Origin of the sequence: Xanthomonas hortorum, from assembly GCF_040279205.1 — a bacterium.
In the GTDB taxonomy this organism is placed as follows: Bacteria; Pseudomonadota; Gammaproteobacteria; order Xanthomonadales; family Xanthomonadaceae; genus Xanthomonas; species Xanthomonas hortorum_F.
Genome location: NZ_JBEOLS010000016.1, coordinates 53969 through 78802, shown reverse-complemented (window position 1 = coordinate 78802; position 24834 = coordinate 53969). Strand labels below are relative to the sequence as shown.

Genomic DNA, 24834 nt, shown 5'->3' with positions numbered 1-24834 from the left:
GCCGGGGATCGGCTCCTCGGCTCGGTCAGACATCCTGTCTGACTCGCCGCCGCGGCACATCCCTGTGCCGCTCTCCGCCAATCCCCGGCCACGCTGCCGCCTCGGCTTGTCGTCTCCATGACCTGGTCAAGGCAAGCCGATTGGTCATCTTGTTTTCCAGTGACCCACGCAATTCGCGATGACAAGTCTGTAGGTGCTTTCTCTAAGGCCTGTGTTGTTCGGCATTTACTGGGAAGCTGATCGGACGCGCCGTGATCCGAGAAACACGCGTCATGCTCTGCTAGCAACCACGCACACCGACCATCTTCGATGGTCCTTGCCCGCTCACCGTCGCGGGACCTTACGCGGCATGGATGCCGCGTAAGAGCCTACACGGACGTACTTGCGGCGTGTCCTGCGATGGTGGGCGGGCAAGGGCCCCGCAGCCAGACCGCGGCCCAGCCGCTCTGCACTGGAAGGCGCAGTCACAGGTGGCATGTGCGCGGTGGTGTGCGGCAAGTGGCGCACGCCTGATAGCTGCGAAATAGTGTCGTCGCCGCGTCAAAGCGTCTTCCAAGACAGTGCAAGCACACACGCGCACTGTCCTCGCTTCGATCAAGGTGACTTCTTGACCTCGGTCACCAGCGTCGGCAATTCCCACGCGCCGCCTGCGGCCACCAGCCGGCACAGGCCGGAGGTGGATTTGGAGGTCGGCACAAACCGGCGGCCGTCCCAGGTCCAGCTGGCCTGGCTGTAGCAATCGCCCAGACCTCGCCCCTTGTGCGATGCGAGGATGGTCGCCTCATCCAGATCGCTGGCCTGGGTGGTGATCAAGGTGGGCGCGAACGGCGCGCGCGCATTGATGACCCAATAGCCGGTGCCGACGTTGTAGGCGCCCATCCAGCAGTCGGTCGAGACCAATAATTTGTCGCTGCTGAGCCGGGTGATCGTCAGTGGTTCCGGCGCAGTGCTTGCGTCCAGCCCCTTGCATTCGTCGTTGGCCGGCAAGCTGGCACGCAGCGCCTGATAGAGCGCCGGCAGTTTGCCCAGGCGCGCATCGGCCGCTTGCGGCGCGGCGAGTTTGGCTTCACGTATCTGCGGTACCGGCACGGCCGGCAGCACGGCGGTTTCGTCGCGATCGCCCTTGCGCACCAGTGCGCCGCGCGTGCCCAGCCGGCCCTGGAATTCGTCCATCTTCAGCAGCACCGCCGCGGCGCCGCGATCGGACAGTTGCCACCGGCGGCCGTCGTTGCCGAGCGCCACGATCGTGCTGCTGCGTGTTAGCGCGGCCAGCAGTGCGGTGACCTGTGCGCTGGTCAGCGGCGCGGTGCCGCTGTCGCGATTGAGCGCCAGCTTGCCCAGATCGCGCTGGTCGATGCGCAATGTGAGCGAGGTCGGCATCTTGACCTCGTCGTACTGGCCCAGCATCAACTCGGCCGTCACCGCTTGCCCGGCCCCGGCCTTGCGGGTCAACAGCACCGACACCGGCGTGCTGTCGCCTTCGTCCGGCTGGTAACCGGCAGCGCGGCAGGTGCGGGTGTTGTCGCAGGCGATGGTCCAGTCTTCATGGTCGAAGGCGATGCCGACGGGGGCCTCGGCAAGGGCGGCAACGGGCGTCAGCAACAAGGCGGCGGCAAGCAGGGTGGGGCGCATGGTGTTCTTCGAAAGAGCGTGTCCGGCGCGCATCTTGCGTTGCTGCGGATAGGCCGTCCAGTGAATCGCGGGCCAAACAGCGCCATCGGTGCGCAATGCGTTCATGACGGCATCGGCATGACGTCGACCTGCCTCGTCGAACGCTGCGTGCGACCACGTAATCCGAACAACGGGCGCAGCCAGCGCACGCGGCGAATCGCATATTCATGCAGTGCCAGACAGCCGATCACGGTAGCGGCAATCACCAGCGCCGGTTCCAGCCAGGCATTCAAGTGCAACGGCATCAGCCAGTAGAGCACCGCGATGATCAGGCTCTGATGCAGGATGTACCAGGGAAACACGGCTTCGGTGCAGTACGGCAGCCAGCGGAACGGACGGTTCAAACGGTGCCTGGCCCAGCCAAGCATCGTCAGCAGCGCCAGCCAGGTGTAGGCGGCACGTGCGCTGTGTTCGATCGTCTCCCACGGCAGCGCGGCCAGCGTTCCACCCAGTTGCGCCGGTTGTCCGTGGATGCCGACATAACGGATTGCCAGTTCGGTGCCGATCGCCAATAGCGCGGCGCCCAACGTAAGCCAGCGCAGTCGCACGGCCAACTGCCAGAAGCGTTCACGGCGTGCCAGTAGATACCCCAAGACGAACAACGGGAACGATTCGGCATGCACGAACCAGTCGCCGACCAACGCGTGGGTCGGCGGGTGGAGTGGCATCACCCACAGCACGCAGAACGCTTCCCACAGGATCGGCAACAACAGCAGTGCCGGTACTGCCAGCGCAGCGGGCAAGCGAGGCAACTCGGCCAACCGCAGCCGCGTTGTCAGCGACACCAGCGCCATCAACGCCATCAACGCCATCAACGCCACGGTGTAGGGCAGCAGGTAGGCCAGATACCACAGATGGTTCCAGGTGATGCCGTGCTCCCAGCCATCGAAGCTGCCGGCCGGCCACGGCCGCACCTGCCAATAGCGCAACAGGAAGTTACCGAAACCCGGGTTGACCTTGCCGTTGCTCACGCCCTGGCAATAGGCCTGCACCGCAACCACCACGAACATGCCGAACAGCAACGGCGGCAGCAACCGCCCGCAGCGCTGCAGCGCGAAACGCCAGGGCCTGGCCTGCGGCCGCGCCAGCCCGATCGCGATGCCGGAGATCATGAACAGCAACGGCATCCGCCACCGATTGAGCACGATCATCGGCCACTGCAACCACTGTGCGGTGTGCACGCTCTTGAGGTGGAAATCCCAGTCGGCCACATAGGCCATGCCCACGTGATAGAGGATCAGCAGTGCAAAGGCGAAGACGCGCAAGGCATCGATATCGTGGCGGCGCTCGGTCATGGTCGTGTCGGTTGAAGGCGTGCCTGCATCCTCGGCACATCCGGCCCATGCAGATGCACCAAGGGTGGCAACGCCGTCCCTGAGTGACCAGTTGCGGTACTGCAGGGACGAACCGGGGACGGCAGGCAGACGGTTTGCCTAGAATGCGCGGATGAATTCACCAGCATCCGGGGCCATTCCACCCGATACCGGCAGCAACGCCAGCGCGGGCAAGCTGTGGGTGGCGTTGATCTGGTTGCTGGTTTTCTACGGCAGTGCGCTCGGCAACACCGCGACCGCATGGCTGGCGGCGCGTCGCGATGGTCAGCCGTTGCTGCTATGGCAGGTGCTGACCTGGGAGCTGAGTAGCGCAACCGCCTCGTTACTGCTCCTGCCGCTGTTGCTCTGGCTATGCCGGCACTGGCCGTTGCATGCCGATGTCTGGCGGCGGCGCATTCCGCTTTACATGGCGGCTGGTTTGGTCTGGTGGTTGCTGCACGTCAGCGGCATGGTGCTGTTGCGCAAGCTGGTCTATCTCGCAGTGGGGGCGCACTACGACTTCGGTGGCTGGCGCTTGCAGTGGGTGTACGAACTCTCCAAGGATCTGCGCACCTTCGCCTTGCTGGTGGCGCTGCAACACACGCTGGCCTGGTATGGGCGGCGTCGGCAGGGCGAGGCGCATCTGCTGGCCGCGCCGGACGAAGGCGCGTCGGTGGAGCCGCTGGATCGCCCGCAACGCTTTCTGGTGCGCAAGCTGGGACGCGACTTCCTGGTCGCCACCGCCGATATCGAATGGGTCCAGGCCTCGGGCAATTACGTCAATCTGCACGTGCGCAGCCACGACTACCCGCTGCGCAGCACCATGGCTGCGATCGAGGCCAAACTCGATCCGGCCGTGTTCGTGCGCATCCACCGCAGCTACCTGGTGAAGCTGACACGCGTGCAGGCGATCGAACCGCTGGAATCCGGCGATGCCCGCGTGCACCTGTGCGATGCAACAGTCTTGCCATGCAGCCGCCGCTATCTGGCTGCGTTGCGGACAGTGGCCGGGCAGGCGCCCGTCGCGCAACGGGCCGAGCCTGCACCGGCTGGCTGAGTGGAGCGGCGCCGAGCGTATGCAATGCCGCCTTTGTCCGGCCTGGATCAGTCAGCGCCCCGGCACCTGACCTGTGCGCCGGCCCGGCTGCCGACTGCACCGACCGGCGCTTCCCGATGCTTGCTGCGCCCACAGAATGCTGCGACCCCCGCATGGCCACCCACGCGTTCCGCCGCCGCCGCCCGCTTGCTAAACTATCGGGCTTGTTTGCCGGAAGTCCGTCATGATCGAAACCAATCCGATCCGCCAGCGCATCACCGATCTCAACGATCGCGTGCTCTCGCTCAGGGGGTATCTTTGACTACGACGTCAAGAAAGAGCGTTTAGAAGAAGTCACCCGGGAGCTTGAAAACCCCGATGTGTGGAACGATTCCGAGCGCGCGCAGGCCCTGGGCCGCGAGCGCTCGATGCTGGAAAAGACCGTCATCGGCATTGCCGACGTGCTGGCCGGCCTGGCCGACGCCGCCGACCTGCTAGAGCTTGCCGAAAGCGAGCAGGACGAAGACACCGCCGTAGCGGTGCTTGCCGACCTGGACAAGTATCAGGTGCACGTCGAGAAGCTGGAATTCCAGCGCATGTTCTCCGGCCAGATGGACGGCGCCAACGCGTTCGTCGACATCCAGGCGGGCGCCGGTGGCACCGAGGCGCAGGACTGGGCCGAAATCCTTTTGCGCATGTATCTGCGCTGGGCCGAGTCGCGCGGCTGGAAGACCGAGTTGATGGAAGTGTCCGGCGGTGAAGTCGCGGGCATCAAGTCGGCCACCATCCGCATCGAAGGCGAGTTCGTCTATGGCTGGTTGAAGACCGAGATCGGCGTGCACCGGCTGGTGCGCAAGTCGCCGTTCGACTCGGACAACCGCCGGCATACCAGCTTCACCTCGGTATTCGTGTCGCCGGAAGTGGACGACAACATCGAGATCGACATCAATCCGGCCGATCTGCGCACCGACGTGTATCGCTCCTCCGGCGCCGGTGGTCAGCACGTCAACAAGACCGAGTCGGCGGTGCGTATCACGCATATTCCGACCAACACCGTGGTGGCCTGTCAGACCGGCCGCAGCCAGCACCAGAACCGCGACAATGCGATGAAGATGCTGGCCGCCAAGTTGTACGAGCTGGAAGTGCAGAAGCGCAACGTCGAACGCGACGCGCTGGAAGCCACCAAGTCCGACATCGGCTGGGGCAGCCAGATCCGCAATTACGTGCTCGACCAGAGCCGCATCAAGGATCTGCGCACCGGCATCGAGCGCAGCGATACGCAGAAGGTGCTCGACGGCGATCTGGACGAATTCGTCGAGGCCAGCCTGAAGGCCGGTCTGGCGGCAGGCTCCAAACGCCTGGATGCCTGATCGCAGTGCGAGGTCGATGTGCCTGCGCGCATCGACCTCGCGCCGCCTGCGGCCGCAAGGCGTCCTGATCGTGCAGCGGCTGCAGATTGCCCAACAGTCGACACTGCTGCACCGCGCAGTCGTCACAGTCCCACCGTAAAACAAAGCAGGAACCAGCAAGTCCGGTTCCTCACTCCCCACCGGGCACGCGCCCGACCCACAGCAGATCGATTCCCGCCATGACCGAGCAGACCCCCGCGCCGCAGATCCCCGCCGACGAGAACAGCCTCATCGCCGAGCGTCGCGCGAAACTGGGCGCGTTGCGCAGCCAGGGCATCGCCTATCCCAACGATTTCGTGCGCGAACAGTTTGCCGGCGACCTGCAGGCCGAATTCGTCGATGCCGAGACCTGGACCCCCGAGGCGCTTGAAGCGAGCGGCCGCACGGTCAAGATGGCCGGCCGCCTGATGGCCAAGCGGGTGATGGGCAAGGCGAGTTTTGCGCAGATCCAGGACGAGTCCGGGCGCGTGCAGCTGTTTCTGCAGGGCAATGTGCTCGGCGATGCCTACACCGCCTTTAAGGGCTGGGATGTCGGCGACATCGTGGCGGTGGAAGGCGGGCTGACCCGCACCAAGACCGGCGAGCTGTCGGTCAAGGCCACTGCGCTGCGCCTGCTGACCAAGTCGCTGCGCCCGCTGCCGGACAAGTGGCATGGCCTGTCGGACGTGGAGCAGCGCTATCGCCAGCGCTATGTCGATCTGATCGTCACCCCGGAAGCGCGCGAGGTCTTCATCAAGCGCTCCAAGATCATCCGCGCCATGCGCGCCTGGCTGGACGCGCGCCGCTTCCTGGAAGTGGAAACGCCGATGATGCATTACATCCCCGGTGGCGCCACCGCCAAGCCGTTCACCACCCACCACAACGCGCTGGATCTGGACCTGTACCTGCGCGTGGCGCCGGAGCTGTATCTCAAGCGGCTGGTGGTCGGTGGGCTGGAACGCGTCTACGAGATCAACCGCAATTTCCGCAACGAGGGCGTGTCGACCCGGCACAACCCCGAGTTCACCATGCTCGAACTCTACGAGGCCTATGCCACGTACCACGAGATCATGGATCTGACCGAGCAGGTGATCCGCGATACCGCGCAGTCGGTACTGGGCACCACCCAGGTGAACTGGGATGGCGCCGACATCGACCTGGCGCCGGCTTTCCGGCGCTGGCGCATGGATGAGGCCGTTCGCCATCACAACCCGGACATCAGCGCGGCCGATTGCACCGATCGCGCTGCGCTGCTGCGCCATTGCGAGCGCCTGAAGATCAAGGTCAAGCCTTCGTACGGCTGGGGCAAGCTGCTGCTGGAAATCTTCGAAGCCACCGTGGAACACACCTTGGTGCAGCCGACCTTCATCACCGACCATCCGGTCGAAGTGTCGCCGCTGGCGCGTTCCAGCGACACCGAGCCCGGTTACACCGATCGCTTCGAGCTTTTCATCAACGGCAAGGAACTGGCCAACGGCTTCTCCGAGCTCAACGACCCCGAAGACCAGGCCGCGCGCTTCCAGGCGCAGGTGCAGGCCAAGGATGGTGGCGACGACGAAGCGATGCATTACGACGCCGATTACATCCGTGCGTTGGAGTACGGCATGGCGCCGACCGGTGGTCTGGGCATCGGCATCGACCGCCTGGTGATGCTGCTGACCGGCAGTACCTCGATCCGCGATGTGCTGCTGTTCCCGTATATGCGTCCGGAAGCCTGATGCTCTGCGCCGTCGGGTCGCCGACGGCACAGATACTGCATATGCTTGAGCGGAGCCCCGAATGGCGTATCGTCGGGGGAGTCGGCAGTACCGTCGGCGTTATCGCTTTCCCGTTCTCGAGACAGAGGAGCAACGGCTATGCAGGATGTTTTAGGCAATCCGGTCGGTGTATCGTCGACGGATACATGGGGAAGCTGGTCGGAAAAGGCGGATCTGGGATTGAACATCGTTATTGTCGATGACCAGATGTCTGCGCGGACGATGCTGCGTCACGTCATCGAAGACATCGCACCGGAGTTGAAGGTCTATGACTTCGGTGACCCGCTCGACGCGCTTGCCTGGTGCGAAGCCGGACGCGTGGATCTGCTGCTGCTCGACTATCGCATGCCGGGCATGGACGGCCTGGAGTTCGCACGCCGTCTACGGCGGCTGCCAAGCCATCGCGATATTCCGATCATCCTGATCACCATCGTCGGTGACGAACCGATTCGTCAGGCCGCACTGGAAGCCGGCGTGATCGACTTCCTGGTCAAGCCGATCCGCCCGCGCGAACTGCGCGCGCGCTGCGCCAATTTGCTGCAGCTGCGTCAGCAGAGCGAAAGCGTCAAGCAACGCGCGCTGTCGCTGGAACAGCGCCTGCTGGCCAGCATGAACGAGGTCGAAGAGCGCGAACGCGAAACCTTGTCGCGGCTGGCGCGCGCCATCGAGTACCGCGATTCGGGCACCAGCGCGTTTCTGGAGCGCATGTCGCACGTGGCCGGCCTGATCGCCGAGCAACTCGGCCTGTCGGAAGAAGAGGTGCGCATCATCGAGATGGCCGCACCGCTGCACGACATGGGCAAGATCGCCATTCCCGATGCGGTGCTGCTCAAGCCGGGCAAGCTCACCGACGACGAGATGAGCATCATGAAGCGGCATCCGCGCATCGGCTACGAGCTGCTCAGCGGCAGCCAGAACCGTTTCATCCAGGTCGGCGCCCTGATCGCGCTACGTCATCACGAACGCTACGACGGCACCGGCTATCCGGATGGACTGGTGGGCGAGGCGATTCCGCTGGAAGCGCGCATCGTGGCGGTGGCCGACGTCTTCGACGCGCTGCTGTCGCCGCGCCCGTACAAGGAGGCCTGGACCATGGACGCCGCGCTGGCCTATCTCTACGCACAGCGCGGTCGCCTGTTCGACCCACGCTGCGTGGATGCGCTGCTACGCGGCCGCGCGCAGCTGGATCAGATCTGCGGCGAGTTCTCGACCGCATCGGCACGACCCGGGGTGTGAAGTGAAGGCGGTGCTTGGCCAGCTGCGCGCTCGACTCGCCCGGCGTGCCGACAGCGAGCATGGTCAGGCGCTGGTGCGCATCGTGTTGATTCTGCTGATCCTGGTCTATGCGCTGACCTTCGCTCAGCAGTGGCAGGTCTCCAGGCACCAGCTGCAGCAGCTGTTCTGCCTGATCGCAATCGGTCAGGGGATGGCGCTGGTGCTCTTTGGCTGGATTGTTGCAAACCCACAGCGCTCGCATCTGCGTCGCACGCTAGGGATGCTGTCCGATTACGGCTTGATCGGGCTGGCGATGACCTGGATGGGGGCGCCAATGGCATTCTTGTATGTCGTGTTGCTTTGGATAACGATCGGCAATGGGCTGCGGTTCGGTAGCGAGGCCCTGCACAACGCGGTGGCCATGGCCACGCTCAGCTTCGGCGCAACGCTGGCCAACAGTAGCTATTGGCAGGGTCGGCTTGGCTTGGCGATCGCGCTGCTGGGTGCGTTGATCGTCATTCCTATGTCATTGTTGCGTACGCTGCGCGAGCACGACCAGGCGATCATTGAGCCACCGCCCGCTGCAGGTATCGACGCTGCGACGCAGCACGGAAGGATCCCAACCCCATCGACGCCACCGCGCGTCTGAGGCGTCTATGAAGTTTCCACTGCCATGGTTGAAGCAACGTCTGTCAGGACGGGCGGACACGGAGCACGCGCAAAATCTGGTCCGTATCATCATCACCACCCTGTTTATTTCTTACCTGGGCTGGCGCTACCAACATACGCACGGCGACACGCTGGTTGCCACTTGGTTGATCCTGGTGGGCGAACTGGTGGTGTCGCTTGGCCTGATGGTGGCGATCCTGCTGCGACCGCAGGTGTCCCACACGCGGCGCCTGATCGGCATGCTGCTGGATTACACCTGCACCGGTGCCATCATGGCGATCCAGGGCGAGCCTGCCTCACCGTTGTACGCAGTGTGCATGTGGGTAACCATCGGCAACGGTCTGCGCTACGGCAGCAACTATCTGCGCGCCGCTACGGCAATGGGCAGCCTGTGCTTCCTCAGCGCCATCCTGATTTCACCCTATTGGAAAGCCAATCCATACCTGAGCTGGGGCTTGTTGCTGGGCCTGATCGCCGTGCCGCTGTACTTCGATTCGCTGTTGCGTGCGATGACACGGGCGGTGCGCGAGGCGCGTCATGCCAATCAGGCCAAGAGCCGTTTTCTGGCCAATATGAGTCACGAATTCCGCACGCCGCTCAATGGGCTGTCGGGCATGACCGAAGTGCTGGCAACCACGCGCCTGGATGCTGAGCAGAAGGAGTGCGTCAACACCATCCAGGCGTCGGCACGCAGCCTGCTCTCGCTGGTCGAAGAAGTGTTGGACATTTCAGCGATCGAGGCCGGCAAGATTCGCATCGACCAGCGCGATTTTTCGCTGCGTGAGCTACTCGGCGCGATTGGACTGATCCTGCAGCCGCAGGCCAGGGCGCGAGGCTTGCACTACAGCACCCAGGTTGCTGCCGACGTTCCCGATTTGCTTAAGGGTGACGCTGGCCATCTGCGGCAGGTACTGCTCAACATCGTGGGCAATGCCGTCAAATTCACCGAGCAAGGCCATGTGCTGCTGCGGATCACGCGAGTGTCCGCCGGCAGTGCACTGCGACTGCGGTTCGATGTGGAAGACACCGGCATCGGGGTGCCGCTGGATATGCGGTCGCGGCTGTTCGACGCGTTCGAGCAGGCCGACGTTGGCCTGTCGCGGCGTTATGAGGGGACCGGGCTTGGCACCACCATCGCCAAGGGGTTGGTGGAGGCAATGGGCGGCAGCATCGGGTTCAAGGAGAACCAGCCCAGCGGTAGCGTGTTCTGGTTCGAACTGCCGATGGCGATCGGCGCACCTGTGCAGGCGGCACCCGCACAGGTGTCTGGCGGCGCACTCGTGGGAACGCAAGACGAACTGGAAGCCTCCAACGTCATCGCGTTCTCCAATCCATTTCTGCGTCATCGCGCGCGCGTGCGCAGCATGCGCATGTTGGTGGCCGACGACCACGAAGCAAACCGCATGGTGTTGCAGCGGTTGCTGGAAAAGGCCGGGCACAAGGTGAGGTGCGTCAACGGCGCCGAGCAGGTGCTGGACGCAATGGCTGAAGAAGATTTCGATGCGGTCATCGTCGATCTGCACATGCCGGGCATGAGTGGTCTGGACATGCTCAAGCAATTACGGGTAATGCAGGCCAGCGGAATGCGTTACACCCCGGTTGTGGTACTGAGTGCCGATGTCACGCCCGACGCGATTCGTACATGCGAACAAGCCGGCGCGCGTGCGTTCTTGGCCAAGCCGGTTGTTGCAGCGAAGTTGCTGGATACCTTGGCCGATCTGGCTGTCAGTACGCGGCCCTTGGTCACGCCGACAACAAGTGTGCAGATCCCGGACATGTTCGATGGTGTGCTCGATGCCAGTGTGCTGGACGAGCTGGCTGCATTGGGTATGGGAGATGAGTTCGAACACCAGTTCGTGCGTCAGTGCCTGGAAGACGCGCAGAACTGCGTCGGTGCGATCGAGCGTGATGGAACCCGTTCGGATTGGGAGCAGTTGCGTGAGAGCGCGCATGCATTGCGTGGCGTTGCCAGCAACCTGGGTCTGGCGCAGGTTGCCGGTAGCGGGGGCGAATTGATGCGCATGGCCGACTGGCAATTGCAGGCAGAGTGGCGGCAGCGGCTGTCTGCGTTGCGCGGCCAATTGCAGGCCGGAAAGGACGCACTCGACGCACGCGTGAAGCGTGCCAAGGACGAAGAGTGCTCCCCCCGTAATAGCGAATAGCGCGGCCGGCGCATCAGCCGGCATCGAGTCCCGAGCGGCGCGACTGCGCTCGTACCAGCCGGTCCATCGTGCGCAGCGATTTTTCGCCCAACTGCATCGCTGTATCTACCCAGATCTCGGTGATGCGCATCATCTCTTCCAGCGGTACGGCGGTGGTCATTTCGCGTACCTGCTGCATCGCTGCCCATGCGTGCGGCGTACGCTTGCTCTCACGGATCACCTGTTCCACTGCAGCCACACCCTGGCCGCGTGGGACCACGCGATCAATCAGCCCCAGGGCGAGCAGTTCTTCAGCCGAGTACAGATTGCCATTGAGCATGATCCGCTGCGCCAATTGCGGGCTGACGCGCTGGCACATGAAAGAGTAGGCACCCATGCCCGGGAACAGATCGAACAGGACTTCGGGCAGCCCCATCATCACGCCTTCCTCGGCAATGATGGTATGGCAGCTCAATGCCGCCTCGAAACCGCCGCCCAGCGCATTGCCCTGGACCAGAGCGATGCTGTGCGCACGTGCGCCGAGGCCAACGTGAAACGCGTGCACCCCGCGTACGCAGCGCTGCGCGTAGTCGAGCAAGCGGGCGCGATCGCCTTCGCGAATCAACTGGCAGAACAGCGCCAGATCACCGCCAAGGTTGAAAACGTCGCTGTCCGATGCCAACACCACGTGTGGGGACGTCGCACCGGCATGGAGAAGGCGCTGGCCGAGGTCGACCTGGTAGCCGGTAATGTCGTCGACCAGGCGCGAAGAGAAGCAGGCGCGACCTGGATTTATGTCCAGATTGGCATGCATGTGAATCCAGTAGACGTCGCGTTGCAGTTCTTCGATGACGCGTAGGGTGGAACCGATCGTGGTGCGAACAAAAGGTTGAACTGCAGACATGGTGGTTCTCCGTGAAGACCGTCCGGCCGGCCGCCTTACGGACGGAGAGTGAGAGGAACGAGGAGCGTGCGCCGACCGCTGATTCTATGCGTGCAAAAGCAAACGCCCGCAAGGCCTTGCGGCATTGCGGGCGTCGAGTGACGGCCGGATGGTCTCGATCCTGCGATGGCAGGTAGGATTACCCCTTCGGCGCGTCCCGCAGCTCGCGGCGCAGAATCTTGCCGACGTTGGTTTTCGGCAATTCCTTGCGGAATTCGATCACGCGCGGCTGCTTGTAGCCGGTCAGGTTGGCGCGGCAATGCGCCTTCACGGCGTCGGCAGTCAGGGCAGGGTCCTTCTTGACGATGACGGCCTTGACGATCTCGCCGGACTTTTCGTCCGGCACGCCCACGGCCGCCACTTCCAGCACGCCGGGCATCTCGGCGATCACGTCTTCGATCTCGTTCGGGTAGACGTTGAAGCCGGAGACCAGAATCATGTCCTTCTTGCGATCGACGATGTAGACGAAGCCTTGCTCGTCCATGCGGGCGATATCGCCGGTGTGCAGCCAGCCCTCGGCGTCCATGACCTTGGCGGTTTCTTCGGGTTTCTTCCAATAGCCCTTCATCACCTGCGGGCCCTTGATGCACAGCTCGCCGATCTCTCCCTGCGGCAGCACGGCGCCGGCGTCGTCCTTGATGCAGGCATCGGTGGACGGAATCGGCAGGCCGATCGAGCCGTTGTAGTCCTTCAGATCCATCGGGTTGATGCAGGCGGCCGGCGAGGTCTCGGTCAGGCCGTAGGCCTCGACCAGTGTCAGGCCGGTGACCTTCTTCCAGCGTTCGGCGACCGAGCGTTGCACCGCCATGCCGCCGCCGAGGGTCATCTTGAGCGACGAGAAATCGACCTGGTCGAAACCGGGCGTATTGAGCAAGCCATTGAACAGCGTGTTGACCCCAGTGAAGGCGGTGAAGCGGGTCTTCTTCAATTCCTTGACGAAGCCGGGCATGTCGCGCGGATTGCTGATCAGGTGATTGCAGCCGCCGATCTTCATGAAGACCAGCCCGTTCGCCGTCAGCGCGAATATGTGGTACAGCGGCAGCGCGGTGATCACCACCTCGGCGCCTTCTTCCAGCTTGCCGGTGCCGGCCAGCCACTGGTGCGCCTGCTGCATGTTGGCGACCAAGTTGCGGTGGGTGAGCATTGCGCCCTTGGCCACGCCGGTGGTGCCGCCGGTGTATTGCAGGAAGGCGATGTCGTCGGACTCGATCTGCAGCGTCGGAACTTTGTGCTTGCGGCCCAGCGCGAGCGCTTCACGGAAACGGATCGCGCCCTTGAGGCGATACTCCGGCACCAGCTTCTTGACGTACTTGACGACGAAGTTGACCACCGCCGCTTTCGGGAAGCCGAGCATGTCGCCCAGCCCGGTGGTGATCACCTGCTTGACCGGGGTGTCGGCGATGACCTGCTGCACGGTGGTGCCGAAGTTGTCGATGACCACCAGTACGCTGGCGCCGGAGTCGATCAGCTGATGCTTCAGCTCGCGTGGGGTGTACAGCGGATTGACATTGACCACGGTCAGACCGGCCCGCAGGATGCCGAACGTGGCGACCGGGTACTGCAGGCAGTTGGGCATCATCAAGGCGACGCGGTCGCCTTTTTTCAACTGCAATTCGCCAAGCAGATAGGCGGCAAATTGCTCGACCAGCTGATCGGCTTCGCGGTAGGTGATGGTCTTGCCGAAGCTGTGATACGCGGGGCGATCGGCGAAGCGCGCGACCGACGTGGCGAACACCTCCGCAACGGTGCGGAACTGCTCAAGATCGATCTCGGCGGCGACGCCGGCCGGATAACTCTGTAACCAAGGACGTGCCTGATTCATCTGCCCCCTCCAGGGTGTTCGGTGCGTGACGCGGTGTGTTCCACGGCACGACTGCAAGTGGCAGCATACCGTCATGCATGTAAAAGGCGAAGTGTGATGCAGGGCAGCATTCAACTGCGATGGCGCTACTGGCTCGCCGTGCTGTGCATGCTTGCGCTGATCGGTTGCGCGCGGCCTGCGCCGGAACAACGCTTGCGCGCGACGCTTGAACAACTGCAGCAGGCGATCGAAGCACGCGAGATCGGCGATGCGATGGCGCCGGTGGCCGAGGATTTCGTCGGCGAACAAGGACTGGACGCAGCCGGTCTGCGGCGATTGATGCAGCTGCAGATGCTGGGCAATCAAAAGATCGGCGTGACCTTGGGGCCGGTGGATGTGCAGCTGCGCGGTGACACCGCAAGCGTGCGTTTCACTGCGTTGCTGACCGGTGGCAGCGGGCGCTGGCTACCCGAGCAGGCGCAGACGTATGAGGTGACCACCGGCTGGCGATTGCAGGGCGGCGACTGGCAGCTGTATCACGCGCAGTGGGAACCGACCGGGCGTTGAGCGCTCGCCTGAAACGACACTCCCGCCAAGCGGCGGGAGTGTCGTTGAACGCGTAAAGCGCAATGCGCTGTGCGATCAGGCCGCCTTGCGTGCAGCCAATTGGCGCAGTACGTACTGCAACAAACCACCGTGCTTGAAGTACTCCACTTCCTTGGGCGTGAGCAGCAGCACCTTGACCTGGAACTGCTTGACGCTGCCGTCGGACTTCTTGGCATCGACGGTGGCGCGACGGCTGGCGCCATCTTGCAGCCCGGTGATGTCCAAGACCTCGGAGCCATCCAGACCCAGCGTCTGCGCGTTTTCGTTCTCCAGGAACTGCAGCGGCAGCACGCCCATGCCGACCAGGTTGGAGCGATGGATGCGCTCGAAGCTCTCGGCGATCACCGCCTTGACGCCGAGCAGGTTGGTGCCCTTGGCCGCCCAGTCGCGCGACGAGCCGGTGCCGTATTCCTTACCGGCCAGCACCACCAGCGGCACGCCATCGGCCTTGTACTTCACTGCCGCGTCGTAGATCGCCAGCTTTTCCGGCTGGCCACCGTCGGCGGGGTAATACAGCGTGTTGCCGCCTTCTTCGCCACCGAACATCAGGTTCTTGATGCGGATGTTGGCAAAGGTGCCGCGCACCATCACATCGTCGTTGCCGCGGCGGCTGCCGTAGCTGTTGAAGTCGGCCGGCTGCACGCCGCGCTCCTGCAGGAAGCGACCCGCCGGCGAATCCTTCTTGATGTTGCCGGCCGGGGAGATGTGGTCGGTGGTGATCGAGTCGCCGAACAGGCCCATGATGCGCGCGCCGTGCACGTCCTCGACGTGGCCCACCTGCATGGTCATGCCGTCGAAGTAGGGTGGGTTCTTGATGTAGGTCGAGGCCGCGTCCCATTCGTACAGCGCGCCATCCGGGGAGGCAATGGTGTTCCAGCGGCTGTCGCCCTTGAAGACATCCGCATAGTTCTGCTTGAACATCTCCGGGCCAACGGTGGCGGCGATGGTGTCGCCGATTTCCTTGTTGCTCGGCCAGATGTCGCGCAGATAGACCGGCTGCCCGTCGCTACCGGTGCCCAACGGGTCGGTAGTGAGGTTGATGTCGGTGGTGCCAGCGATCGCGTATGCCACCACTAGCGGCGGCGAGGCGAGGTAATTCATCTTCACTTCGGGATGCACGCGGCCTTCGAAGTTGCGGTTGCCCGACAACACCGAGGACACCACCAGGTCGTCCTTGGCGATCGCCGCCGACACATCGTCCGGCAGCGGGCCGGAGTTGCCGATGCAGGTGGTGCAGCCATAGCCGACCACGTAGAAGCCCAGCGTTTCCAGATCGGCCAGCACGCCGGCCTTGCTCAGATAATCGGTGACCACGCGCGAGCCCGGCCCGAGCGAGGTCTTCACCCACGGCTGTGCCTTCAGGCCCTTGGCTGCCGCGTTACGCGCCAGCAGGCCGGCACCGAGCATCACCGCCGGGTTGGAGGTGTTGGTGCACGAGGTAATCGCCGCAATGACGACCGAGCCATCGCGCAGCTGCCAGCCGGCGCCGCTGTCGTTGGAGGCTTCGGCTTGCGAGGCCTTGGCGCCGACTGCGGTGCCGCCGCCGCCTTCGTTCTTCAGGCGGTCTTCCTGTTTGATATCGGTCAGGCGCTTGCTGCGCGCATCGACGAACGGCTTGAGGCTCTCGCGGAAGTTGGTCTGCATGTCTTCCAGCAGCACCCGATCCTGCGGCCGCTTGGGGCCAGCCAGCGAGGGCTTGACCTCACCCATGTCCAGCTCCAGCGTGGCGCTGTACTGCGCCTGCGGGGTGTTCACGTCGTGCCACAAACCCTGCGCCTTTGCGTAGGCCTCGACCAGCGCAATCTGTTCCTCGCTGCGGCCTGACAGGCGCAGATAGGTCAGCGATTCTTCGTCGACCGGGAAGATGCCGCAGGTGGCGCCGTATTCCGGTGCCATGTTGCCGATGGTGGCGCGATCGGCCAGCGGCAGATGCTGCAAGCCTTCGCCGTAGAACTCGACGAACTTGCCGACCACCCCGGCCTTGCGCAGCATCTGGGTGACGGTGAGCACCAGATCGGTGGCGGTGGCGCCTTCGGGCATCTTGCCGCTGAGCTTGAAGCCGACCACCTGCGGAATCAGCATGGAGGACGGCTGCCCCAGCATTGCGGCCTCGGCCTCGATGCCGCCCACGCCCCAGCCCAGCACGCCGATGCCGTTGATCATGGTGGTGTGGCTGTCGGTGCCGAACACGGTGTCCGGGTACGCAATCTGCGTCCCGTCCTTGTGCGCGCTCATCACCACGCGCGCCAGGTTTTCCAGGTTCACCTGGTGGACGATGCCGGTGTTGGGCGGCACCACCTTGAAGTTTTCGAACGCCTTCTGGCCCCAGCGCAGGAAGCCGTAACGTTCCTGGTTGCGCTGGAATTCGATCTTGCCGTTGAGGTCGAGCGCATCGGCCGAGCCGAACACATCCACCTGCACCGAGTGGTCGATGACCAGTTCGGAGGGAATCTGCGGGTTGATCTGGTCGGCATTGCCGCCGAGCTTGACCACCGCATCGCGCATCGCTGCCAGGTCGACCACGCACGGCACGCCGGTGAAGTCCTGCAGCACCACGCGGGCCGGCATGAAGGCGATTTCGATATCGGGCTCGGCCTTCGGGTCCCATTTTGCGACCGCCTCGATGTGATCCTTGCCGACGGTGACACCGCCGTCTTCATGCCGGAGCAGGTTCTCCAGCAGGATCTTCATGGAATAGGGCAGGTGGCCGATATCGAAGCGCTCGCCCAGCTTTGGCAGGCTGTAGTACTCGTAGCGCTTGCCGTGGACCTCAAGCGAGGTGCGGGTGGAAAAGGAATCGCTCATGCATCACTCCTATGGCTGCAGGCTGTAGGTCTGTTTGGAACAGTGTGACCAATTCAGTGTGTACGTTCGGTTGCAGGACAGGGTATGTGGCCTTGAGTACGACAAGTCAAGTATGTAAAATCGGCGCATACTTTCTGCCGGGGTCACCTCCATGGAAGCCACAGTTGCCGAACGCGGGCAGATCACGCTGCCCAAGGCCGTGCGCGATGCCCTGGGCCTGACCAAGGGCACCACACTCAAGATCGAGCTCGACGGCGGGCGCATCATCCTGCGCAAGGACGTCAGCGAGGCGCTGCGCAAGGTGCGCGGCAAGTTCAAGCTGGTGGACGGGCTGACCAGCACCGACGAGGCGATGCGCGCCATCCGCGGCCGCGCCCCCGGGGATCCGTTCGACCCATGATCGCCCTGGATTCCTCGGTGTTGCTCGACATCCTGGTCGGCGATGCGGTCTACGGCGAGGTGTCGGAGATCTGCATCGGCGATGCGCTGGCGCGCGACGAGGTGGTGGTCTGCGATGCGGTGGTGGCCGAGGTGCTGGCCATGCTCGATACCCAGGTCGACCTGATGGAAACCCTGGCCTCGATCGGGGTGCGTTACGAAGCCACCCAGGAAGCGGCGGCGGTGCGCGCCGGCCATATGAACAAGCGCTTCCGCGCGCGCGGCGGCAAACGCGAGCGGGTGGTGGCCGATTTCCTGATCGGCGCCCACGCGCTGCTCCAGTGCGACGGGTTGATCACCCGCGACGAGGGCTTTTTCCGCGACTACTTCAAGGGTTTGAAGATCGTTGTTCCCAAACCCGCAAGCTGATCCACGTTTCGCGTCTACACATTCACTGTTGTCTTTCGGAGAATCCGCATGTTGGAAGCCTACCGCCACCACGTTGCAGAGCGCGCTGCGCTCGGTATCCCGCCGCTGCCGCTGACCGCGCAGCAGACCGCCGAGGTCATCGAGCTGCTGAAGGCTCCACCGGCGGGCGAAGAAGAATTCCTGGTCGAGCTGCTCAGCCAGCGCGTGCCGGCTGGCGTGGATGATGCCGCCAAGGTCAAGGCTTCGTACCTGGCTGCGGTGGCCTTCGGCACCGAGAAAACCGCGCTGATCAGCCCGACGCGTGCAACCGAGCTGCTCGGCACCATGCTAGGTGGCTACAACATCCAGCCGCTGATCGACCTGCTCGACAACACCGAGCTGGGCGCCACCGCCGCCGAAGCGCTCAAGCACACCTTGCTGGTGTTCGACGCCTTCCACGACGTGCAGGAAAAGGCCGAAGCCGGTAATGCGCATGCCAAGGCCGTGCTGCAGAGCTGGGCCGACGCCGAGTGGTTCACCAGCAAGCCGGAAGTGCCGCAGAGCATGACCGTCACCGTGTTCAAGGTGCCGGGCGAGACCAACACCGACGACCTGTCGCCGGCCCCGGATGCGACCACGCGCCCGGACATCCCGCTGCATGCGCTGGCGATGCTGAAGAACAAGCGCGACGGCGCGGCCTTCGAGCCGGAAGAAGACGGCAAGCGCGGCCCGATCCAGGCCATCGCCGATCTCAAGGACAAGGGCCATCTGGTCGCCTACGTGGGCGATGTGGTCGGTACCGGTTCCTCGCGCAAGTCGGCGACCAACTCGGTGCTGTGGTGGACCGGCGAGGACATTCCGTTCATTCCGAACAAGCGCTTCGGCGGCGTGTGTTTGGGCAGCAAGATCGCCCCGATCTTCTACAACACGATGGAAGACGCCGGCGCGTTGCCGATCGAGCTGGACGTGTCGCAGATGGAGCACGGCGATGTGGTCGAGCTGCGTCCGTATGACGGCAAGGCGCTGAAGAACGGGCAGGTGATCGCCGAGTTCGCGATGAAGTCGGACGTGCTGTTCGACGAAGTGCGCGCCGGTGGCCGCATTCCGCTGATCGTCGGCCGCGGCCTGACCGCCAAGGCGCGCGAGTTCCTGGGCCTGCCGGCCTCGGACCTGTTCCGCCTGCCGATGGACCCGCCGGATACCGGCAAGGGCTTCTCGCTGGCGCAGAAGATGGTCGGCCGCGCCTGCGGCTTGCCGGAAGGCCAGGGCATGCGCCCGGGTACCTATTGCGAGCCGAAGATGACCTCGGTGGGCTCGCAGGACACCACCGGCCCGATGACGCGCGACGAGCTCAAGGACCTGGCCTGCCTGGGCTTCTCGGCCGACCTGGTGATGCAGTCGTTCTGCCACACCGCCGCTTATCCGAAGCCGGTCGACGTCAAGACCCACCACACCTTGCCGGAGTTCATCTCCACCCGTGGCGGCGTGTCGCTGCGTCCGGGCGATGGCGTGATCCATAGCTGGCTCAATCGCATGCTGCTGCCCGACACCGTCGGTACCGGTGGCGACTCGCACACGCGTTTCCCGATCGGCATTTCGTTCCCGGCCGGCTCCGGCCTGGTGGCCTTCGCCGCCGCCACCGGTGTGATGCCGCTGGACATGCCCGAGAGCGTGCTGGTGCGCTTCAAGGGTGAGATGCAGCCGGGTGTGACCCTGCGTGACCTGGTCAACGCGATCCCGCTGTACGCGATCAAGGACGGTCTGCTGACCGTGGCCAAGCAGGGCAAGAAGAACATCTTCTCCGGCCGCATCCTGGAAATTGAAGGCCTGCCGAACCTGAAGGTGGAACAGGCGTTCGAGCTGTCCGATGCCTCGGCCGAGCGTTCGGCGGCCGGTTGCACCGTGCACCTGGACAAGGCGCCGATCATCGAATACCTGACCAGCAACATCACCCTGCTGCGCTGGATGATTGCCGAAGGCTATGCCGATGCGCGCACGTTGGGCCGCCGCATCAAGAAGATGGAAGAGTGGCTGGCCGATCCGCAGCTGCTGCAGCCCGATGCCGACGCCGAGTATGCCGCCGTCATCGAGATCGACCTGGCCGACATCCACGAGCCGATCGTGGCGTGCCCGAACGACCCGGACGACGTCAAGACGCTGTCCGACGTGGCCGGTGCGGCGATCGACGAGGTGTTCATCGGTTCGTGCATGACCAACATCGGTCACTTCCGTGCCGCCGCCAAGTTGCTGGAAGGCAAGCGTGATATCCCGACCCGCTTGTGGGTTGCGCCGCCGACCAAGATGGACGCCTCCGAGCTGACCAAGGAAGGCCATTACGGCACCTTCGGCGCGGCCGGTGCACGCATGGAAATGCCGGGCTGCTCGCTGTGCATGGGCAACCAGGCGCAGGCACGCGAGGGCGCCACGGTGTTCTCCACCTCCACGCGTAACTTCCCGAATCGTCTTGGTCGCAACACCAACGTATATCTGGGTTCGGCAGAGTTGGCCGCGATCTGCTCGCGTCTGGGTCGCATCCCGACCAAGGATGAGTACATGGCCGATGTGGGCGTGATCAAGACCAGTGGCGATCAGATCTACCGCTACATGAACTTCGATCAGATCCAGGAATATCAGGATGTGGCCGATACCGTCGCTGCCTGATCCAGCTGCTTGATCTCGTGTTCGAAAACGCCCGGCAATGCCGGGCGTTTTCGTTATTCGGGTGGTCACTTCGCTTTGCCTGCACGATGCCGGAAGTTAAAGCCAATAGCAGTTAACTCGCCTGTCGCGTTGCAACAAAAATCTGAAGTGCAGGGGACTAGAGTGGCGCCGCTCCCATGGCTCTCATGATTTCCAATGCCTATTTGCACGATCGCTGGTCAAACGCTGCACTACGCACAATACGGTCAAGGGTTTCCGGTTCTGCTTGGCCACAGCTACCTCTGGGATGCGGCCATGTGGCAGCCGCAGATTCATGCGCTCTCGCAGCACTATCGGGTCATCGTTCCCGAGCTGTGGCGACATGGGCAATCGGCGGCGCTGCCGGCGGGCACGCAGACGGTTGGCGATCTTGCCGAGCAGATGCTGCTATTGCTGGATGCGCTGGAACTGCCGCAATGCGCGGTGGTCGGTCTGTCGGTCGGCGGCATGTGGGGCGCAGAGCTTGCGTTGCGCGCGCCGGAGCGTGTGCGCAGCCTGGTGCTGATGGACACGTTTCTGGGCGCCGAGCCGCAGGCGACGCAGACGCGCTATTTCGGCTTGCTCGATGCCATCGAAGCGGCGGGGGAGATCACGCCTGCGTTGATCGAGGCAATCGTGCCGATCTTTTTCCGTCCCGGTATCGATCCGAGCTCTGCGTTGCCGGCTGCGTTTGCACAACGATTGGCGGCGATGTCGGCCGAGCAGCTGCGCGCATCGGTGGTGCCGTTGGGCCGGTTGATCTTCGGGCGTGCCGATCGGTTGGAGGCGTTGTCGGCGCTGAACCCCGCAAACACGTTCTTGCTGGGCGGCGAATACGATATTCCGCGCCCGCCTGAAGAGTTGTGGCTGATGGCCGAGGTGATCGGCTGCGATTACGAGTTGGTGCCCGATGCCGGGCATATCGCGTCGCTGGAGAATCCGGCGTTCGTCACTGCGCAGTTGTTGGGTTGGTTGAAGCGCACGGTGGGGCAAGGTGTTGGCATGAATGCCGCGATGTACGCTTGAATGCCGCGCTCGGAAGGATGGTCCCAAGCGACGTAGGTCGGGCGCGCGGTGTCCTCACCGCTCGCGGGACACGCCGCAAGTACGTCCATGTAGGCTCGGTGGCGGCATCCATGCCGCCACACGGTCCCGCAAGCGGTGAGGACACCGAACCAGGGAGTTGGTCGGTGGTTGGATGAAAGCCTGCCTGTAATCGCGTTGCGTTTTGCGTTGCGAAGCTGATCGGCCGCGGCGTTATCCGAACACCGCGCGTCATGCATCGCTTGCACCACGCACACCGATCATCTCCACTGGTCCTTGCCCGCCCACCGTCGCGGGACCTTATGCGGCGTGGATGCCGCGTAAGAGCCTACACGGACGTACTTGCGGCGTGTCCCGCGATGGTGGGCGGGCAAGGGCCCTGCAGCCAACGACCCTACGGGCAAGGACCCTGCAGCCAAGCCACAGATAGACCGCTCTGCAGCCTACGCATGCATAGCTTCCAAGCGTCCGAAGATAATCGAGATCTCACGGCCTTGAAGCGGCTGACAAAACGTCGCGAGCACGGGGCGTCTGGGCGTGGACGGCGCACTCAAAACTGGCATGTACGCGTGGTACATACCGCATCGTGCAATAGCGGCGCCCTTCTGATGGCCACGAAGCACATGTGTTAGCCGCGCTAAGGCTGCGCGCCCAACCAGGCTTCCAACGCCGCAGCCGGCAACGGCCGCGAGAACAGATAGCCCTGCAGCACTTCGCAGCCCAGGTCGGCGAGGAACAAGCGCTGCGCTTCGTTTTCCACCCCTTCGGCAACCACATGCTTGCGCAGATGCTCGCCGATGCGCAGCACCGAGGTGGTGAGCGCGCGAGCGTCTTCGCTGTGTTCGATATCGCGCACGAAGCTCATGTCCAGCTTGAGTTCGTCGATCGGCAGGCGGTGCAGATGGCTCAGGCTGGAATAGCCGGTGCCGAAGTCGTCCAGCGACAACGAGATGCCGGCTTCGCGGATGGCATGCAGGTTTTCCAGCACGCCGGGTTGCCCGGAGAGCATCACGCTTTCGGTCATTTCCAACGTGAGATCGGAGGGCAGCACGCCCATGTCGGCGATGAGTCTGAGCAGGTCGCTGAGCATGCGCGGACTTTCGAAACTGCTGGCCGACAGATTCACCGATACACGGGCCACCGGCACGCCGCGTTGGCGCCAGTCAGCGACCTGCTGGCAGGCGCGGCGCAATACCCAATCATTGAGCTGCGGCATCATGCCTTGTTCTTCGGCCACGGGCAGAAACCGTGCCGGCGACACCGCGCCGAGTTGCGGGTGGTTCCAGCGCAGCAGTGCTTCCACGCCATACAGCGCATGCGGTGCGGCGCTGTGCAGCTGCGGTTGATAGTGCAGTTGCAACTGATCGCGGCCGATGGCCTGGCGCAGCTCCGCTTCCAGCGCAACGCGCTCCTGCGCCATGCGATTCATGTCGGCGCTGAAGAAGCGGAAGCGTCCGCCGCCTTCCTGCTTGGCGCGATTCATCGCCAGATCGGCATGCCGCAACAGGATATTGATGTCGCGACCGTCCTCGGGAAACATCGCCACGCCCACGCTGGCAGACGGATGCACGGTCATATGGCCGACCGGCAACGGCACGGCGATGGTGCAGAGCAGACGCTCCGCTGCGGCACTGGCCTGTTCGGCACTGCATTGCGGCAGGGCGAGCGCGAATTCGTCGCCGGCCAGGCGCGCCAGCATGGCGGTGGCGGTAAGTTGTTCGCCAATGCGTAATGCGATGTCGCGCAACAGGCCATCGCCTGCGGCATGGCCCTGGCTGTCATTGATCAGCTTGAAGCGGTCGATGTTGATGAACATCAAAGCGGCCGGTTCGCTGGCGTATTCGGCCTGCGTCAATGCCTGCTCGGCGCGTGCGCTGAACATGATGCGGTTGGGCAGGCCGGTCAGCGCATCGTAGAACGCGAGTTGATGCACGCGTTGGCGGATCTGTTCGCGTTCCAGCGCCAGCGTACACAACTGTTGGCACAGATCGGTGAGCCGCACATGCCAGGCATCGGCACGTTGCGCCTTGCGGTAATACAGCGCGAAGGTGCCGAGTACGCGCGAGCTGTTGGAGCGGATCGGCGTGCTCCAGCAGGCGCGCAAGCCCATCGGCAGCAGCAGGTCGCGGTACGGCGCAAACAACGGGTCGGTGGCGATGTCTTCCACCATGACCGCGCGCCCACGCCAGGCCGCGGTGCCGCAGGCGCCTGCACCGGGCGCGATCTTCAACCCGTTGACCGCATCGGCGTATTCGGGCGGCAGGCTGGGGGCGGCCAGCGAATGCAGACAGCCCTGGTTGTCCGCACTCATCACCGTGGCCAGCACGTCCGGTGCGATGCGTTCGACCTCGGTGCAGATCAAGGTCATCACCTCGATCAGCGGACGCTCCTGCACCAGCGCCTCAAGCACACGGTGCTGCAGCACCTCGTGCATCTTGGTGTCGGTAATGTCGGTCAGCACCGCCACGTAATGCGATGGGTTGTGCCTGGCGTCGTAGATCGGATTGAAGTTGAGCGAGATCCACAGCGGCGTGCCGTCCTTGCGATAGACCAGCAGGTCGGCCTGGGTCTGCTGCAAGGCGTCGGCGCGATCGCGGATGCGCGCAACCTCGCTCTGATCGCTGTGCGCGCGGGTGAGCACGTCCGAGGGACGCTTGCCGACCAGTTCGGCCTCGGTATAGCCGAACATGCGCTGGAAGCCGTCGTTGGCATACAGCAGGTGCGATTGCAGATCGCAGATCAGGATCGCACTGCTGCTGCCATCCAGCGCTTCGGCCAACAGGCGCGAGCGCGTGGCATCGGGGCGTTCGTCGGGTTTGACCATGCCGGCAGTGACCGGGCCGGCCTTGATCGACGGTGTGTCGAGTGCGCCAAGTGCTGTCGCGCTATCTACCGTTGAATCCGCAGCAGCGACCGACGTGGTTCCCGGTGCGCCGGGAACCTCCGCCTGGTCGGTCGGAGACGGGGGCAGGGCGCTCAT

Annotated in this window: 17 protein-coding genes and 1 other RNA gene; 11 read left to right on the top strand and 7 right to left on the bottom strand. The window is 63.9% G+C overall.

The features are described from left to right. Positions 1-594: 594 nt before the first annotated feature. Positions 595-1632 (bottom strand): DUF1176 domain-containing protein, encoded by a 1038-nt coding sequence (locus tag ABS769_RS09025; RefSeq protein WP_317063020.1) that lies wholly within the window; start codon positions 1630-1632, stop codon positions 595-597. Positions 1633-1733: 101 nt separating this feature from the next. After that, the gene (locus ABS769_RS09020; protein ID WP_317063012.1) at positions 1734-2966 is read right to left on the bottom strand and encodes an acyltransferase family protein; all 1233 of its coding nucleotides are present in this window, start codon (positions 2964-2966) and stop codon (positions 1734-1736) included. Positions 2967-3117: 151 nt separating this feature from the next. Between ABS769_RS09020 and ABS769_RS09015 the strand changes: the two genes are divergently transcribed. The 6 genes from ABS769_RS09015 to ABS769_RS08990 all read left to right on the top strand — a co-directional run bounded on the left by ABS769_RS09015 (position 3118) and on the right by ABS769_RS08990 (position 11211). Then, the gene (locus ABS769_RS09015) at positions 3118-4041 is read left to right on the top strand and encodes a LytTR family DNA-binding domain-containing protein (protein ID WP_317063013.1); all 924 of its coding nucleotides are present in this window, start codon (positions 3118-3120) and stop codon (positions 4039-4041) included. Between the two features lie 223 nt (positions 4042-4264). Beyond that, positions 4265-5390, top strand: a protein-coding gene (gene prfB, locus ABS769_RS09010; protein WP_104591659.1) for a peptide chain release factor 2 whose coding sequence is annotated in 2 segments (ribosomal slippage) — positions 4265-4339 and positions 4341-5390 — 1125 coding nt in all. Because the reading frame shifts where the segments join, the coding sequence is not laid out codon by codon here. Between the two features lie 218 nt (positions 5391-5608). Continuing rightward, positions 5609-7126 (top strand): lysine--tRNA ligase, encoded by a 1518-nt coding sequence (gene lysS / locus ABS769_RS09005; RefSeq protein WP_317063014.1) that lies wholly within the window; start codon positions 5609-5611, stop codon positions 7124-7126. Positions 7127-7264: 138 nt separating this feature from the next. After that, a complete protein-coding gene (locus tag ABS769_RS09000) occupies positions 7265-8401 on the top strand; it encodes an HD-GYP domain-containing protein (protein WP_074057552.1) in 1137 nt (378 codons plus the stop codon). A gap of 10 nt (positions 8402-8411) precedes the next feature. Next, positions 8412-9029: a hypothetical protein gene (locus tag ABS769_RS08995; protein WP_043909379.1), complete on the top strand. Its 618-nt coding sequence runs from the start codon at positions 8412-8414 to the stop codon at positions 9027-9029. Positions 9030-9036: 7 nt separating this feature from the next. Next, a complete protein-coding gene (locus tag ABS769_RS08990) occupies positions 9037-11211 on the top strand; it encodes an ATP-binding protein (protein WP_317063015.1) in 2175 nt (724 codons plus the stop codon). Positions 11212-11224: 13 nt separating this feature from the next. On the opposite strand, the gene ABS769_RS08985 is transcribed toward ABS769_RS08990, so the two are convergent. Together ABS769_RS08985 and ABS769_RS08980 are read right to left on the bottom strand one after the other, a co-directional pair. Next, positions 11225-12094 (bottom strand): crotonase/enoyl-CoA hydratase family protein, encoded by an 870-nt coding sequence (locus tag ABS769_RS08985; RefSeq protein WP_176341850.1) that lies wholly within the window; start codon positions 12092-12094, stop codon positions 11225-11227. Positions 12095-12272: 178 nt separating this feature from the next. Beyond that, on the bottom strand, positions 12273-13955 hold the full coding sequence (locus ABS769_RS08980) for a long-chain fatty acid--CoA ligase (RefSeq protein ID WP_317063016.1): 1683 nt from the start codon (positions 13953-13955) through the stop codon (positions 12273-12275). A 96-nt stretch (positions 13956-14051) separates the two neighbouring features. On the opposite strand from ABS769_RS08980, the gene ABS769_RS08975 reads away from it, so the two are divergent. Then, entirely contained in the window at positions 14052-14501 is a 450-nt protein-coding gene (locus ABS769_RS08975; RefSeq protein ID WP_317063017.1) for a nuclear transport factor 2 family protein, read from the top strand. A gap of 75 nt (positions 14502-14576) precedes the next feature. Here ABS769_RS08975 and acnA read toward each other — a convergent pair whose 3' ends face one another. Continuing rightward, positions 14577-17345: an aconitate hydratase AcnA gene (gene acnA / locus ABS769_RS08970; RefSeq protein WP_317063018.1), complete on the bottom strand. Its 2769-nt coding sequence runs from the start codon at positions 17343-17345 to the stop codon at positions 14577-14579. 151 nt (positions 17346-17496) lie between these two features. Here acnA and ABS769_RS08965 point away from each other — a divergent pair, with 151 nt between their 5' ends. The 4 genes from ABS769_RS08965 (at position 17497) to ABS769_RS08950 (ending at position 21836) form a co-directional block, all read left to right on the top strand. Beyond that, positions 17497-17745, top strand: a complete 249-nt coding sequence (locus tag ABS769_RS08965; RefSeq protein ID WP_016903180.1) for an AbrB/MazE/SpoVT family DNA-binding domain-containing protein — start codon at positions 17497-17499, stop codon at positions 17743-17745. Continuing rightward, a complete protein-coding gene (locus ABS769_RS08960) occupies positions 17742-18152 on the top strand; it encodes a type II toxin-antitoxin system VapC family toxin (RefSeq protein ID WP_024937706.1) in 411 nt (136 codons plus the stop codon). Before ABS769_RS08965 ends, ABS769_RS08960 begins: the two co-directional genes overlap by 4 nt. 48 nt (positions 18153-18200) lie before the next feature. Beyond that, positions 18201-20792, top strand: a complete 2592-nt coding sequence (acnB, locus tag ABS769_RS08955) for a bifunctional aconitate hydratase 2/2-methylisocitrate dehydratase (protein WP_104576818.1) — start codon at positions 18201-18203, stop codon at positions 20790-20792. Between the two features lie 195 nt (positions 20793-20987). After that, positions 20988-21836 carry an alpha/beta fold hydrolase gene (locus ABS769_RS08950; RefSeq protein WP_350498146.1) on the top strand — a complete coding sequence of 283 codons (849 nt, stop codon included), beginning with the start codon at positions 20988-20990 and terminating at the stop codon, positions 21834-21836. Between the two features lie 519 nt (positions 21837-22355). Here ABS769_RS08950 and ABS769_RS08945 read toward each other — a convergent pair. Beyond that, positions 22356-22432: non-coding RNA, sX9 sRNA (locus ABS769_RS08945), on the bottom strand. Positions 22433-22491: 59 nt separating this feature from the next. Then, entirely contained in the window at positions 22492-24834 is a 2343-nt protein-coding gene (locus tag ABS769_RS08940) for an EAL domain-containing protein (RefSeq protein WP_317060700.1), read from the bottom strand.

Excerpts from the sequence above, each read along its gene's own strand:
- lysS (WP_317063014.1), top strand. The coding sequence starts at position 5,609 with ATGACCGAGCAGACCCCCGCGCCGCAGATCCCCGCCGACGAGAACAGC.
- ABS769_RS09020 (WP_317063012.1), bottom strand. The coding sequence starts at position 2,966 with ATGACCGAGCGCCGCCACGATATCGATGCCTTGCGCGTCTTCGCCTTT.
- ABS769_RS09025 (WP_317063020.1), bottom strand. The coding sequence starts at position 1,632 with ATGCGCCCCACCCTGCTTGCCGCCGCCTTGTTGCTGACGCCCGTTGCC.
- ABS769_RS08980 (WP_317063016.1), bottom strand. The coding sequence starts at position 13,955 with ATGAATCAGGCACGTCCTTGGTTACAGAGTTATCCGGCCGGCGTCGCC.
- ABS769_RS08985 (WP_176341850.1), bottom strand. The coding sequence starts at position 12,094 with ATGTCTGCAGTTCAACCTTTTGTTCGCACCACGATCGGTTCCACCCTA.
- acnA (WP_317063018.1), bottom strand. The coding sequence starts at position 17,345 with ATGAGCGATTCCTTTTCCACCCGCACCTCGCTTGAGGTCCACGGCAAG.
- ABS769_RS09015 (WP_317063013.1), top strand. The coding sequence starts at position 3,118 with ATGAATTCACCAGCATCCGGGGCCATTCCACCCGATACCGGCAGCAAC.
- ABS769_RS08990 (WP_317063015.1), top strand. The coding sequence starts at position 9,037 with ATGAAGTTTCCACTGCCATGGTTGAAGCAACGTCTGTCAGGACGGGCG.
- acnB (WP_104576818.1), top strand. The coding sequence starts at position 18,201 with ATGTTGGAAGCCTACCGCCACCACGTTGCAGAGCGCGCTGCGCTCGGT.
- ABS769_RS08965 (WP_016903180.1), top strand. The coding sequence starts at position 17,497 with ATGGAAGCCACAGTTGCCGAACGCGGGCAGATCACGCTGCCCAAGGCC.
- ABS769_RS08940 (WP_317060700.1), bottom strand. The coding sequence starts at position 24,834 with ATGAGCGCCCTGCCCCCGTCTCCGACCGACCAGGCGGAGGTTCCCGGC.
- ABS769_RS08950 (WP_350498146.1), top strand. The coding sequence starts at position 20,988 with ATGCCTATTTGCACGATCGCTGGTCAAACGCTGCACTACGCACAATAC.
- ABS769_RS09000 (WP_074057552.1), top strand. The coding sequence starts at position 7,265 with ATGCAGGATGTTTTAGGCAATCCGGTCGGTGTATCGTCGACGGATACA.
- ABS769_RS08975 (WP_317063017.1), top strand. The coding sequence starts at position 14,052 with ATGCAGGGCAGCATTCAACTGCGATGGCGCTACTGGCTCGCCGTGCTG.
- ABS769_RS08960 (WP_024937706.1), top strand. The coding sequence starts at position 17,742 with ATGATCGCCCTGGATTCCTCGGTGTTGCTCGACATCCTGGTCGGCGAT.